Raw genomic sequence first — 13,665 nt, 5'->3', positions numbered from 1 at the left:
TTAATGACGAGGGACGAATGACGAATGACGAAGGAGATGTGATGAAAATCTGTTGCTGGTTATCTTCAAAGGGGGAATTAGTGACGGGAAGGTTAAATATATTTAACTTTGCCAAAGGTCGTAGGACAACAGGCAATAAGGAAAAGACGGATATAAATTGGTAAATTGATAAATTAGCAAATAGGTAAATTGGGTTATTGGCATATGATGGTAATGGCTCTTTCTTCGCCTTTTTCGTTGATGATACGCAGGGTGTGATTACCTTTGGGGGCAAAGATATTCATTTCGTGAAAGGTTTCGGTGGTGCCGAGAAAAGAATCGTCTAAATACCAAAAAACCTTGCCTTCGCGATTGGCAGCCTTTGCTGTAAAGGGTTGTTGCTCGCCTCCAAAAGTTTTAGTGGTGTAGAGTACGCTTTGGTGTTTGGGGTAAACGAAATCCAAGCCCCTTTGCAGATTGCCTTGTGTGCAATCGGGACGTAGGGGGGGGAGTGGCTTGTAGTGAATGTGTTGCTGTTTGTAATACCATTCCATTACGGGAGGTAACACGAACCACGCTTTGTTTACAATGTTTTGTGGAGATTCGCACGAGGTGTTTACTTGGTACTGCTCGTCACGGTCGAGGTGTACGAGCTTATGATAAGGACATTGCCCCACTTCCTTAGGAGCGAGAGTGCTGAGTACTGTTTGCTTAGGGCATTCGGGTTTGGCAAGGAAACCAGAATTGGCACAGACGGATACCTCGCGCAGGTCGTCTAAGGGTTCTGAAAACCACGAAGTAGGAGGGAGGGCGTTGAAGATACTGAACATTACCGGAGCGGCATAGGTAGCCCCTGTGAGGGTGGGACGTCCTTCGCCTGTGGCATTGCCTACCCACACAGCCACCACATATTGAGGCGTAGCACCAATCGCCCAAGCATCTTTATTGCCAAAGCTGGTACCCGTTTTCCACGCTATCTTGCGCGACGACTCGTAGTAGCGCCATGCTATATCATCGGTAGGGCGATTCACTTCCTTCATTGCACTAAACATCTTGTAGAGCGCTCCCGCCCTGAGTGTAGGTAGTTCGCGAGTGTTTTTTCCGAAATCTAAGGGGGCAGTATCGGTATAACGCAAGTGCTGAAATTCCTTAGTACGATAGTGCTGAGTGCGCGCAAAGACTTCCGTTTCCGAAGCCAGATTGGTATACGCCTGTGCCAAATCCCACAGATTGCTCTCGGCACCTCCGAGGATAATGGAAAGACCATAATGGTCGGGGTGGCGGTTGATGTTTTTCAGTTGCAAGTGTTGTAACACATCGTAGAAACGATAGGAAGTAAATTGCTTTAAAAGCCATACAAACGGAATGTTTAGTGATTTGGCTAAAGCCATATCGGCAGAGACAGCACCTTCAAAACTATTGCTAAAATTCTGAGGTGAATAGCCTCCTATTTGAGTAGGAACATCGGGTACTAACTGGGTGGGGAGGAGTTCTCCCTCGTGCAACATCGCTGCATAAAGAAAAGGTTTGAGCACACTGCCCGTACTGCGAGGTGCGTGCACGATATCCACATCTTTTTGATGGTCGGTATCGGTAGGGGTATTGCCTACGTAGGCGAGCACTTTTCGTGTTTTCACTTCTACCACCAAAGCTGCCATATTATAGATTTCGGATTGCGAGTAGTGGGTGTAATACCCTGCTACAAGGCTGTTTACTTTCTCTTGCAAGTTTAACGACACCGTAGAGCTAATGCGCTCACCTTCTTGGGTTTTGGAAGCAAAAATGAGCAGGTGAGGCGCAAGTTGTGGAATAGGGTGAGGTTCAGCAGGAAGAGGTTCGAGAAGTGCCAAATCGTATGTTTCTTTATCGATGATATTTTTAAGGAGAAGTTTGTAAAGCAACGCATTGCGTTTCTGCAAGAGGCGTTCTTGGTTCTTACCAGGAAAGATAAGGCTGGGTGCATTAGGGAGGACTGCCAATGTAGCCGATTGTGCCCACGAAAGCTGATGAGGAGCGACACCAAAGTAACGCCAGGCTGCCATATCGAGTCCCACAACGTTGCCACCAAAGGGCGCGTGAGAGGCGTAGAGCTTGAGGATGCTCTCCTTAGAATAACGGAACTCCAAACGGGTAGCCCATATCATTTCAATAAGTTTCTCGAAATAAGTGCGCTGTTGGTGCTCACGAGCGATGCGTATCACCTGCTGGGTGAGCGTACTGCCCCCGCGCTGTACTTTACCACTGCTCACATTGCGATAGAGAGCCTTGGCTACCGATATGGGATTTACCCCCCAATGGTAATAAAAATGAGCATCTTCGAACTGCAATACCGACATTTTAAAGCGGTAGGGCACACTGTCTACTTCGGGGAAGCGCCATTGTCCGTCGTCCGCAATCTTAGCCCCAAGTAATTTACCCTCGCTACTTTCCAACACCGTGGCATAAGGTTGTGGGAAGAGCTGACGAGGTAGACAGAAAGCATACCACACAAGGCAGCATAACAGTATTGCTGTTTTGATAGGGTGCTTGCGGACTTTTTGTTTTGTTAAGAAAAGGATATGTAAAATTTTATTTTTCAATTGTTTTTGCGTCACGGATTTTGTAAAAGCCTAAGAGACTTTGGCAAAGAGTTTTTAAAGTCTCTCACGGATTACGCGGAAGCCCCCAAACCCTCGAAAGGGGACAATCCACGAAGGAATTTATAATTAGTGTTATATTTTGAAATACTATTGATTAACGCTATCATAACACGAATAACCTATAAAAAATCGGGCAAATGTAACATAAAAAAATGAGATGGAAGTCACAAGGCTGTTGAAAAGTGGCACGTTAATTGCTCTTTGGCACATTAATTTATTGTCTTATTGACAGATTAACACGTTAATATATGAAACATTTAAGTATTGTTATTATCTTTTTTTCGTTATTAGTAAGCCCCATAGTAGGAGCTCAAACTGCTGAATTACCTTTCAAAGGAGGAGAATGGTTGCGTTTTAAAGTAAAATATGGTGTATTTAACGCCAGCATTGCTACAATGGCAGTTAATGAAGAGATGTATAACGGCGAAAAGGTGTTTCACGCAGTGGGTAAAGGTGCCACTACTGGTTTGGCACGTATATTTTTCAAAGTAGATGATACTTATGAGAGTTATTTTGGCATAACAGATGGCAAACCACGACTTTTTATAAGAAATATTTACGAAGGAGGATATACTAAATACCTCAAAATGTATTTTAATCATACCAGCAATAAGGTAAAAATAAATAATGTAGAAAACGGCAATATTACCGAAATAAACTTTCAGCCAGGTTTACAAGATGTAATATCAGCGTTCTACGCACTTCGTCATCACCCTAATATCGAAAATATGAAAGTAGGGGGGCAGATATCTATGGATATGATTTTTGATGATGACGAGGTATACAAGTTCAAACTAAAACTATTAGGTCGCGAAAAAGTAAAGACACATTTTGGTACGGTTAATACCTTAAAGTTCTGTCCGTTAGTACAAGATGGGCGCGTGTTTAAGGAAGAAGAAAGCATCACGATGTGGATTACTGACGACAAGAATAAAGTGCCTGTGAAGCTAAAAGCCTCGTTGCGTGTAGGTTCGTTGGTAGCTGAGCTTGATGGCTTTAATAATCTTAAAAATGACACAAATTTGAAAAAAAAGAAATAATTGTGTAGTTAGTTTATTTTTTTTACGTATATTTGTCGCCTCAAAGCGGAAGTAATCAAAAATAAACAAATATACTATGAAAAACTTGTTTTTAGCAGTCTCTATTTTTCTTGCAACATTATCGTATGGGCAAGATGCGAATGTAAAAAAACTCATCAAACTTGCTGAGAAGGGAGATGTACAAGCACAAACTGAATTAGCTGATGCTTATTTTAAAGGAAAGGGCGTAAGGCGCTCTTATCAGGAAGCCGTAGTATGGCTTGAAAAAGTAGCCGAGACAGGCGATTTAAATGCACAATACCAGTTGGCACAATGCTATTTTAACGGTAAAGGCGTACCAAAATCACCACAAAAAGGAGTGGAATGGCTCACCAAAGTAGCTGATGCGGGTAACCCCGAAGCGCAACGTGAGTTGGCACTATGCTACCGCGATGGCAAAGGCGTAGAACAATCGAAAGAGAAGTATTATGCACTTATAGAGAAGCACGCTGAGAAAGAGAACCCTGAAGTGCAGTTAGACCTTGCTAAGGCGTACCACTCAGGAGAAGGAGTTACTAAAGATGTAAATAAGGCTAAATATTGGGCAGAACAAGCCTCAAAGAACGGCAACTCGGAAGCGGAATTGCTATTAGCTTCTTGGACATATGAAGTCAATGCATCAAACCCAGAAGCAATAAAGCGTTTAACCCAAGTGGCTAATAAAGGTAATACCGAAGCACAAAGAATGCTTGCCGATGCTTACTTAGAAGGTAAAGGCGTAGAAAAATCGGAAGCTAAAGCTATTGAAATGCTTGAAAAAGCAGCCAAAGGAGGCGATGCTGAAGCACTGTACCAATTAGGAAACTTTTACTTCTATGGCAACAGTCCGCTTATAGGGAAATACTACAAGAAAGCGATTAATTACTATACCCAAGCCGCTAACAAAGGCAATGCAGCAGCGCAAGCACAGTTGGCACTTTGCTTTTACAATGGTATAGGCACCAACGCTTCCCCAAAAGAAGCTTTCAGTTGGATACTCAAATCAGTAAATACCAATCCTACTCCTAAAGCACAAAATAACTTAGGGGTATGTTATGCAGTGGGAATAGGAGCACACCCCTCAAATGCGCAAGCCTTAGAGTTTTTCCAAAAAGCTGCTGAAGCAGGTGATGTAACAGCGCAATACAACTTAGGAAATATGCTTTTGCAAGAAGGACAGTTAGACGTGAAAAAGGGCTTTGACTACCTTGAGAAAGCAGCTGCGGCTAATCATCTTTTAGCGCTTAAGAAATTAGGTGATTTATACTTCAACGGGAAATACACCAATCAATCGTTTGAACGAGCCTTTGAATATTATACTAAGGCTTCTAAACAAACACCTACTCCACAAAAGGAAATGTTAGACTACTTCTACCAAGGACAAGAAGAGGCGTATGCCGATGTGTTATACAATCTTTCACAATGCTATGCCGAAGGTAAAGGAGTAAAGAAATCGATGAGAGAAGCTAGCAAGTGGGCAGTAAAAGCTGCTGGGCTTTCTAATAAATACGCTTTTGATTGGCTTAATAAAATAGTTGAAAAGAATGACCCAAAAGAGAGTCCGGAAGTGATATTGGCAGTAGCTGATGGTTATTTCTATGCTAAAGGGACAAGTAAACAAAATGATAAAGCCTTTCCACTCTATGAAAAATTAGCCAAACAACAAGATAATACCACTGCACAAAAACGTTTGATGGAGTATTATTTTGAAGTAAAGAATCCAGATAAGAACGATGAGAAAGCAGTTTATTGGGCAGAGAGAGTGGCTAAGAAAGGAGATGCTTCTACTCAATTCAGCTTAGGAAAATACTATATGACAATGGTACCCGATGTGAAGCCACAACCAGCAACTCCAGCTCCTAAACCAACACCTAAGCAAACAACTAAAAAGCCAACAGCTACCACTACGCCTACTGTTGCTGTTACCTCATCACACAATATAGAGCCTAATAGTCCTGAAGCCGAAGCACGTGCTGAGTTACTTCGCAGACAAAGAGGAGGCAAGAATGTTACACCAGCTAAACAGCAATATGCTGTGAGAGCAAGTACACGACCTGCCGTAGCACAAAACGCTCCGAAAACACCTATGAAACACCTTAATGAAACCAAAGGGATACATTGGCTTGCTAAAGCAGCTGAACAGAACAATGTGGAAGCACTTAATGAGTTAGGTTCTTATTATTTTGAGAAGCAAAATTTTGGTCAGGCATTGGCTAACTTCCAAAAGTCGGCACAACGTGATTACGCTCAAGGACAATACAACTTAGCTAACTGTTATTACAATGGGAATGGTATAGACCGTTCGTATGAGAAAGCCGCTAATTACTACAAATTATCTGCACGTAAGGATTATGCTCCTGCGCAATTCCGTTTAGGGCATTGCTATTATCACGGTGAAGGCATAGAACAATCGGATAGTAGGGCTGCCGATTGGTTTGAACAAGCTTGCGATAACGGTGAGAAGAAAGCTTGCGATATGCTGAAAGTAGTTACTGCTAAAAAGTAAACTCTCCTTTTTCAAATAATAAATGCGGAAAGAGCTGTCTTATTAAGACAGCTCTTTTTGTTATTTAGCGAGAGTTTGATGTAAGAGAGAAGTAACTATCCAAAGAGTTAAATTTGGTAAAGTACTAACCGCAAAAGTGTTTGAATATTAATAAATCGTTACATTGAACTGATATTATTTTATAGTAAGTGCTACGCTGAATATGCCTGCTACTAATATCAATTTAAGCATATTGTGGAGCAATGCATAATGTTTTTGATCTTTACTTCGCCAGAGAAGACATACAAAAATACATAAATATATAAGCATAAACCATAGAAAATAGGTTAAATTCCCTATCGAAAAATAATTGAGCAATACGTAAATAGGTAAGGTGCACAACACGACGCTTAGGGTAATGAGCTTTTTGGAAAAGGACTCTCCATAAACTACGGGTATAGTAGCGTAGTTATGAGCCAAATCTCCTTTAATATTTTGTAAATCTTTAATAAATTCCTTGATAAGGATAAGCAAAAAGATGAGTAGGGCGTGTACGAAAATTATCGCCTCGAAGTTGCGGTAATACACAAAGATGGCAAAGAAGGGTATAATAGCTAATATTGCCGAAGTGAGGTTGCCAAAAAATAATAATTTCTTGATACGGTGAGAATAGAGCCACATCGTGAAGATATATCCTGAGAAGAAAATCACTGCTCTGAACGATACATAACTGGCTACAATTACTGAAAGGAAGTTGAGCAAAAAGTAAAGAGTGAGTTTAGTATTTTGACTTACCAGATGGTCTATCATTGTTTTGGTTGGCTTATTGATAAGGTCTTTTTCTTTGTCGTAAAAACCATTGATAATATAGCCTCCTGCGATAGCCAAGGCTCCTGCAATGACGAGCATCAGTAAAGAATCGTCAAAAATTACCTCACGCCAAGGTTTATGCGAAAGCACAAAGATAGCAGCTAAATATTGGGCGAGGCATACTATCACTATATTATAACCTCGTACAGCCGAAAAAATTCCGATGAGCTTTAATAAGGTAGTTCTCCTCATTATGCGTATGTTTTGTGCTTGTTAGCCGTTACCTATAGATAGAGAGCCGTTGTCCTACACGAATATTACTGCCCTTGATACGATTCCAGCGTTTGAGATTAGAAACCGTTACACCGTGCCGTGTAGCAATCTTTCCTAAATTATCTCCTTTCTTTACTGTGTATATTGTTTTCTTAGAAGACCTGCCTCCTGCATATTGGTCGCCTTTTACTACTTGAGGGAGAGGTTGCTCACGGTTTGCTTTCTCTTCATTAAGGTAAGCATAGATAGCCTCTTCGTTGGCTACAAACTTACCTATCTCGGAAATAGGTAAGCGCACGGCGTAGTTACGACCTTCAACATAAGGGACAACATCTAATTGATAGGAAGGGTTAAAAAACTGAATATCTTTTACGTCCATACCTGTAATATCGGAAATATCTTTAAAAGATATAGCTTGCTTTACGCGGACAGTATCGGTTTCAAAAACGTGATTAGCGCGCTTTTGAGGTTTGAAGCCGTGTTCTTTGGCATATTCAAAAATATAGAGAGTTGCCAAGAAAGCCGGTACATATCCAGCGGTTTCTCTGGGAAGATAAGGGCGCAAATTCCAATAGTTAGTCTTGCCATTGGAACGGCGAATGGCTTTGGTTACATTACCTGGTCCTGAATTGTAAGCGGCGAGTGTTAAATCCCAGTCACCAAATATTTTATAGAGTTCATTTAGGTATTTTGCAGCTGCTTTGGTAGAGCGAATGGGATCGCTACGCTCATCAACATAGTTGTTTACTTCTAAGCCATAACCTTTGCCTGTGCTATACATAAACTGCCATAAGCCTGTAGCCCCTGCACGCGAACGAGCCTTAGGGTTTAGAGCCGACTCGATAATGGCTAAATACTTCATCTCCAAAGGAATCTTTTGATTACTCATCTCTTGTTCAAACATCGGGAAATAATAATCACTAAGAGTCATTAGGCGCTCTAAAGAAGAACGGCGATTTTTGAGAAACGACTTGATTACCTGTTCCAAGATAGGATTATACTCTACATTGAAAGGAGTTTTCTGGTTAAGTTTCTCTAATCGTTTTTTGAGGACTTCAGTGGGAAGTTCGTCGTAGGTTACATCGGTGGGGGTAGTAGCAATATCTTCACTCATTTGCTCGAATAAATCGGAATTAGAGAGTTCTTTTAGCCATTTTTCATCGTATTTTCTTGCCTTAGGGTTGTCGTTTAGTTTGCGAAGAGCTTCGCGTTTGTTGTTAGCAATAGTTTGATTGATGGTATCTTTGGAGAACGAGCTCTGTGCTTCAACGGATAAACTACCGATTAAAAAACAAAAAAGAGTTCCCAATGTATATTTTTTAAGTGTCATATTATTGTTGAGTGTTTTTTAACTTAGATTTAGCAAGGGGACAAAGTTATTAAAAATATTGAAATGCAACAAATATATAGTTATTTTTTTCAAAATTCTCACTGAATTGATACCAAAAGTGTGCCAAGATTTGTTTGTTTTGTGTAGAGGTGTTTTTTGGATAGGAGGTAGCTTATACAAAACTTATGTTAATTGGCATTAGTGATTTTATATTTGATATCAAAAGAAGAAAAGCGTATTACTTTGTTATAAAAAGTTTGTCAGTTTAAAAAAAAGTATTACCTTTGCCCGCAGAAATCCTCAGAGAGACTATTTGAGGATTTTTTATTTTTATATAAACATAACAACATTAAAAGGATATTATGAAGAAAGTATCATATTACACTGCTGAAGGGCTGAAAAAGCTTCGTGATGAGCTCAATCAGCTGAAAGATGTGGAGCGCCCTCGTGCTTCTCAAGCTATTGCTGAGGCACGTGACAAAGGAGACCTTTCAGAAAACGCTGAGTACGACGCTGCTAAAGAAGCACAAGGTTTATTGGAGATGAAGATTGCCAAACTCGAAGAATTGGTAGCTAATGCCCGCATTATCGATGAATCACAGCTTGATGTGAGCAAAGTGCTTGTGCTCTCTACCGTAAAGTTGAAAAATCTGGCTAACAAGATGCAGATTACTTATACCCTTGTAGCAGAAAGTGAAGCCGACCTAAAAGCAGGGAAAATATCGGTAAGTTCGCCTATTGGCAAAGGGCTCTTGGGCAAATCAGTAGGTGAAATAGCTGAGATTAAGGTACCTAATGGCACTCTTAAATTGGAGATTCTTGAGATAAGTAGGTAATTAATTTGTTCAATACAAAAATGTTTTGTACCTTTGCGAAAACTAAACAAATCAGATTATGACACTTACAGTAACTCAATTATATCAATTACTAAGTGAGAAAATTGATGCTCAGACAGCAGAGGCTCTTACTACTTATGTTTCTGAAAAAGTAAAATCAGAAATTGATGTAAGAACACAAACCCTTGCAACAAAGCAAGATTTAGCGCAGGCTAAATTAGATATCATAAAATGGGTGGTGGGATTATTTATTACTCTTGCCCTTATGATTATTGGTTTATACTTAAAGATTGGCTAAGTCCTAAAACCTGAACTAACAAATAAAAAAAATGAGTATTTTTACAAAAATTATTAATGGGGAAATTCCTTGCTACAAAGTAGCAGAAGACGATGAGTTTATTGCTTTTTTCGATATTAACCCTAATGCCAAAGGGCATACCCTCTGTGTGCCTAAACAAGAAATCAGCTATATTTTTGATATGGATGACGACCATTACTTGCGCTTGATGGCTTTCTCAAAACGTGTAGCCAAAGCTCTTGAAAAGGTAGTGCCTTGCGAGCGTATAGGCGTAGCAGTTGTAGGTCTTGAAGTGCCTCACGTACACGTACACCTCATTCCTATCAGCGAGATGAAGGAAATGACATTCCAACACAAAGTAAAACTTACTGATGAAGAGTTTAAAGCGCTTGCGCAGAAAGTAAGAGAAGCGTTTTAGCCTTAAAGAAGACGATACAAAAAAGGCTATCAACAATTACAATAAGTTGTTGATAGCCTTTTTTGTTGTAACACGACAAGCAATTAAGACAATAATCCGTCTAATGCGTCGGTGTAAGTCTTTTTAGGAGCTACTCCCACTTGGCGACCTACTACCTCTCCATTTTGGAATACCAATACGGTAGGAATATTGCGAATGCCATATTTAGCAGCAAATTCTTGGTTGTTATCCACATCTACTTTGCCTACTACTACTCTACCTTCGTATTCTTTAGATATTTCTTCTACAACGGGAGCGAGCATACGGCAAGGTCCACACCACACTGCCCAAAAGTCTACTAATACAGGCTGGGTACTTTTAAGCACCAAGTCTTCAAAATTTCCATCTGTTATTTCTAATGCCATACTAATATGTTTTTATATTGTAATTAAATTTGAGGCAAAGATACAAACTTTATTAAAAATACAAAACCTCACGGTAATAGTTTTTTGTTATACTACTATAACGTTTGTTATCTGCGCACTGATTGTAGGAACTCTGATAGTTTCTTTTTACCAGAAGGGAAAGTGAATTTGGCTTGCAACTGGTAATAGTTTTGAGGGTCGACTACATTAGGATAGGCTTCTTGTGCGATGATGAGTTTATTATCGTCAAAAGAAAGTTCTTCCATCAGTTCACCTATTTGCTCAGTGGTAAACGATACGATATTCTTTTGGGCACGGAAGAAAGCCAACTTATCTTTATCGAAAGTTTCGTCCTTGTACATCTTAAAGAAGTTATTAAAATCACCTTGACGCATCATAGGAGCACCTCCATAGCCTCCGCCGTATGAGCGATTCCACACATCATTCCATTGACGACCGTGATAGGAGGGCTGATTGTTGTTCAAGCTAATTTCGTCTAACAAATAGAGTCCTTCGCGTGAAAAGAAGTCCATTATCATACGGGTGTTGTTACGGGGATTGATAGTTACTCGATAAATGAGTGTACGTCCTTGCCAGATACTGAGTGGTTGTGGGGCAGCTGTTACGTCGAAGAAGCGGTACATACCGGTAGTACTGGTGATTTCTTGGTCGCCTATACTCACTGTAAAGCGGTCGCGTTCAGGAATGCGGATAAAGACTTCGGCATAACCGCCGTTATAGTCGTATTCCCAATCGATATTTACTGAGATACCACCACGCCCAATGACAGCGCGTGCTTGTTTGTTTGGGTGGTATTCGTTTTGCAACAAACGACCTGCTGAGCCTACTTCTTGTGCCCAGCTTACTGGGGTTAAAACCCCTAAGCAAAGTAATAATAACTTTTTCATAAGTGTATGTAGATTAAAAAGCCTCCGAACCCCCGAAGGGGGACAATCCGCAAAAGCGATAAATGTTTTAAAATCTCGCACAGATTTCACGGATTCTTCGGCAATAAATTTAAGTAAATAACATATTAATTCACGGATTTCTCACCTAAAGGTGAGGGATTTTACGGATTTATGACTTTACATCTTCTTATAGTAAATAGCGAATTTCGTGCCAAAGACGTTTTTTAGGTAAAAGGTAAGAGGTAAAAGGTAAAAAAGTGTCTAATTTGTAATTGCTAAAATAGGAATGTTAAGTAAAATTTAACGATAATTTAACAGAAGAAGAGATGTAAATTTGTACTTTTGCACTGTTTATTAATAAAACAATATAGCAAATGAAAAAACTTTTTAAAATGGCTTTAGTAGCCGTATCAATTTTTGTAACATCGTGTGGAAAATCGGACGATAAAACAAATAATCAAACAAACAATAGCTTAGTAGGAAGTTGGATTATTGAAAGTGAAACAGAAAATGGTGTTGAGAAAGTTCTTGATGAATGTGAGAAGAAAAACACTTACACTTTCACTGCTGACGACAAATATTCTTTAGTTTCTTATGACATCAATCCTACAAACAATCAATGTAAAGAAAGTCAGGAGGAGGGTACTTACACTATTACTGGAAAACAGATTGTTTTAACAGAAAAAGGAGATAGAATAGGAGAAGCTGATGAAGCTACTTTTTCTATAACCAACAACAAACTTACTCTTACTTTTGAAGATTTCAACAAAAGTAGTAGTGTTACAGAAACTACTGTTTATATCTATAAAAGAAAGTAAAATTTCTTTATAAACTAAAAAAGCGCAATACCTCAAGGGGTGTTGCGCTTTTTAATTGGTAATAATGTAAGGGCTAATGGCAATTAGCCCCTATACGTACTAAACAATTAGCCCCTACACGTACTGAAAAGAACTTATTATTAGGATAATTAGCTTTGCCAAAGGTCGTAGCACGACCGGCGAGTTGTAGCACAACAGGCAAGTTGTAGCACGACAAGCAATTAAAGCTTTGGTAAAGTTTGCCACGAACTTCCTTCCTTGCGAAAATACAAAAATCACAGATTTACTTTTTTGGATAATATTAAATTATTAACTTTGCCACAAAATTGGGGACAGAATGAATTTATTAATTTATATTATTGCTTATCCTATTGTTTGGGGGATTTCGCGATTGCCTTTTTGGCTTCTTTACAGAGTATCGGATTTCTTTTATTTTATACTTTATACTCTATTGAAATACAGGGTGAAAGTGGTACGCAAGAACCTCCATACGGCTTTTCCTTTTAAAACAGAAGCGGAACTTAGAACGATAGAACGCAAATTTTACCATCACTTTTGTGATACTTTATTAGAAATGGTGAAATCATACGGAATGAGTGAAAAAGAGATGAAGAAGCGTATGGTGTATCCTAATCTTGAAGTGCTCAAAAAGTATGAAGAAGAGGAGCGTAACATCTTGTTTATGTGCAGTCATTATGCGAGTTATGAGTGGTTGTTGTCTTTGGCTTATTACCTAAAACATCAATCGTATGCGCTTTATACTCCGCTGAGCAATAAGTATTTTGACAGATTGTTACAAAAAATACGAATGAAACACCACAGTTACCTTTTGCCTCGCTATACGGCGCATAGAGAAATGAAAAAACACAAAGATGCGCACGGGGTGTATTGCTATGGTTTTGCCTCTGACCAGATTCCTAATAATAAGAAGAACTATCGGCGTCCGTTTTTAGGGCTTAATGTGCCTGTATTTACAGGGGCGGAACGCTTGGGAAAGGCACTCAATACTGTGATTGTATTTGCTAAAATAGAAAAGGTAAAGCGCGGTTATTACCAAACGACCTTTGAAGTATTGGCAGAAAATCCTACTGAATACGTGGATTTTCAGATAACAGATATGTTTTTTGAACGTATCAATAGGCAGATTTACGACAAACCAGAGTTTTACCTATGGACGCACAATAGGTTTAAGAGAATGCAATAAGAGTTCGAAAATTAGCAAATTAGGTGCGAGCCGCACAGGCAGTGTGAGCCACACGGGCAGAATTTTTGGCAAAGTGTATACCCCTAAAAGTAACACATCTGAGTTATCGGAAGGAAACGGAGAAGAACGGAAGGGGGTTCAGAGGAGTTTTGGTGAGAAAAGGCTATTAGGAGGGTGGGGGTAGCTTATAGGGAGCTTATAGGAA

The 13,665-nt window shown here is 39.6% G+C and carries 12 protein-coding genes; 7 read left to right on the top strand and 5 right to left on the bottom strand.

Going from position 1 to position 13,665, the window contains the following annotated elements; translation table 11 throughout:
- Window positions 1-194 precede the first annotated feature (194 nt).
- Window positions 195-2,573, bottom strand: coding sequence for a penicillin-binding protein 1C (gene pbpC, locus HMPREF9078_RS01215; protein WP_009418889.1), 2,379 nt, complete (start codon window positions 2,571-2,573; stop codon window positions 195-197).
- Window positions 2,574-2,866: 293 nt separating this feature from the next.
- Between pbpC and HMPREF9078_RS01210 the strand changes: the two genes are divergently transcribed.
- On the top strand, window positions 2,867-3,658 hold the full coding sequence (locus tag HMPREF9078_RS01210) for a DUF3108 domain-containing protein (RefSeq protein ID WP_002673370.1): 792 nt from the start codon (window positions 2,867-2,869) through the stop codon (window positions 3,656-3,658).
- A 76-nt stretch (window positions 3,659-3,734) separates the two neighbouring features.
- Complete coding sequence (locus HMPREF9078_RS01205; RefSeq protein ID WP_009418888.1) at window positions 3,735-6,182, top strand: tetratricopeptide repeat protein; 2,448 nt, start codon at window positions 3,735-3,737, stop codon at window positions 6,180-6,182.
- Between the two features lie 174 nt (window positions 6,183-6,356).
- On the opposite strand, the gene HMPREF9078_RS01200 is transcribed toward HMPREF9078_RS01205, so the two are convergent.
- Together HMPREF9078_RS01200 and HMPREF9078_RS01195 are read right to left on the bottom strand one after the other, a co-directional pair.
- Window positions 6,357-7,223 carry a geranylgeranylglycerol-phosphate geranylgeranyltransferase gene (locus tag HMPREF9078_RS01200; RefSeq protein WP_009418887.1) on the bottom strand — a complete coding sequence of 289 codons (867 nt, stop codon included), beginning with the start codon at window positions 7,221-7,223 and terminating at the stop codon, window positions 6,357-6,359.
- A 28-nt stretch (window positions 7,224-7,251) separates the two neighbouring features.
- Window positions 7,252-8,574 (bottom strand): lytic transglycosylase domain-containing protein, encoded by a 1,323-nt coding sequence (locus HMPREF9078_RS01195; protein ID WP_009410097.1) that lies wholly within the window; start codon window positions 8,572-8,574, stop codon window positions 7,252-7,254.
- 362 nt (window positions 8,575-8,936) lie between these two features.
- Here HMPREF9078_RS01195 and greA point away from each other — a divergent pair, with 362 nt between their 5' ends.
- The 3 genes from greA to HMPREF9078_RS01180 are packed head-to-tail and all read left to right on the top strand — an operon-like array spanning window position 8,937 to window position 10,126.
- Window positions 8,937-9,410 carry a transcription elongation factor GreA gene (greA, locus tag HMPREF9078_RS01190; protein WP_009410098.1) on the top strand — a complete coding sequence of 158 codons (474 nt, stop codon included), beginning with the start codon at window positions 8,937-8,939 and terminating at the stop codon, window positions 9,408-9,410.
- A 58-nt stretch (window positions 9,411-9,468) separates the two neighbouring features.
- Window positions 9,469-9,708, top strand: a complete 240-nt coding sequence (locus tag HMPREF9078_RS01185) for a hypothetical protein (RefSeq protein ID WP_002673365.1) — start codon at window positions 9,469-9,471, stop codon at window positions 9,706-9,708.
- A 31-nt stretch (window positions 9,709-9,739) separates the two neighbouring features.
- A complete protein-coding gene (locus tag HMPREF9078_RS01180) occupies window positions 9,740-10,126 on the top strand; it encodes an HIT family protein (RefSeq protein WP_009410100.1) in 387 nt (128 codons plus the stop codon).
- Between the two features lie 83 nt (window positions 10,127-10,209).
- On the opposite strand, the gene trxA is transcribed toward HMPREF9078_RS01180, so the two are convergent.
- Together trxA and HMPREF9078_RS01170 are read right to left on the bottom strand one after the other, a co-directional pair.
- The gene (gene trxA, locus HMPREF9078_RS01175; RefSeq protein ID WP_002673363.1) at window positions 10,210-10,530 is read right to left on the bottom strand and encodes a thioredoxin; all 321 of its coding nucleotides are present in this window, start codon (window positions 10,528-10,530) and stop codon (window positions 10,210-10,212) included.
- Between the two features lie 107 nt (window positions 10,531-10,637).
- Window positions 10,638-11,438: a DUF4476 domain-containing protein gene (locus HMPREF9078_RS01170; protein ID WP_034542438.1), complete on the bottom strand. Its 801-nt coding sequence runs from the start codon at window positions 11,436-11,438 to the stop codon at window positions 10,638-10,640.
- A 374-nt stretch (window positions 11,439-11,812) separates the two neighbouring features.
- On the opposite strand from HMPREF9078_RS01170, the gene HMPREF9078_RS01165 reads away from it, so the two are divergent.
- Complete coding sequence (locus tag HMPREF9078_RS01165) at window positions 11,813-12,256, top strand: lipocalin family protein (protein ID WP_009418884.1); 444 nt, start codon at window positions 11,813-11,815, stop codon at window positions 12,254-12,256.
- 337 nt (window positions 12,257-12,593) lie between these two features.
- Window positions 12,594-13,460, top strand: a complete 867-nt coding sequence (locus HMPREF9078_RS01160; protein ID WP_009418882.1) for a lysophospholipid acyltransferase family protein — start codon at window positions 12,594-12,596, stop codon at window positions 13,458-13,460.
- Window positions 13,461-13,665 lie beyond the last annotated feature (205 nt).

The organism is Capnocytophaga sp. oral taxon 380 str. F0488, from assembly GCF_000318255.2.
GTDB classification, from domain to species: Bacteria; Bacteroidota; Bacteroidia; order Flavobacteriales; family Flavobacteriaceae; genus Capnocytophaga; species Capnocytophaga ochracea.
This window is presented reverse-complemented; position numbering and strand designations above follow the sequence as displayed.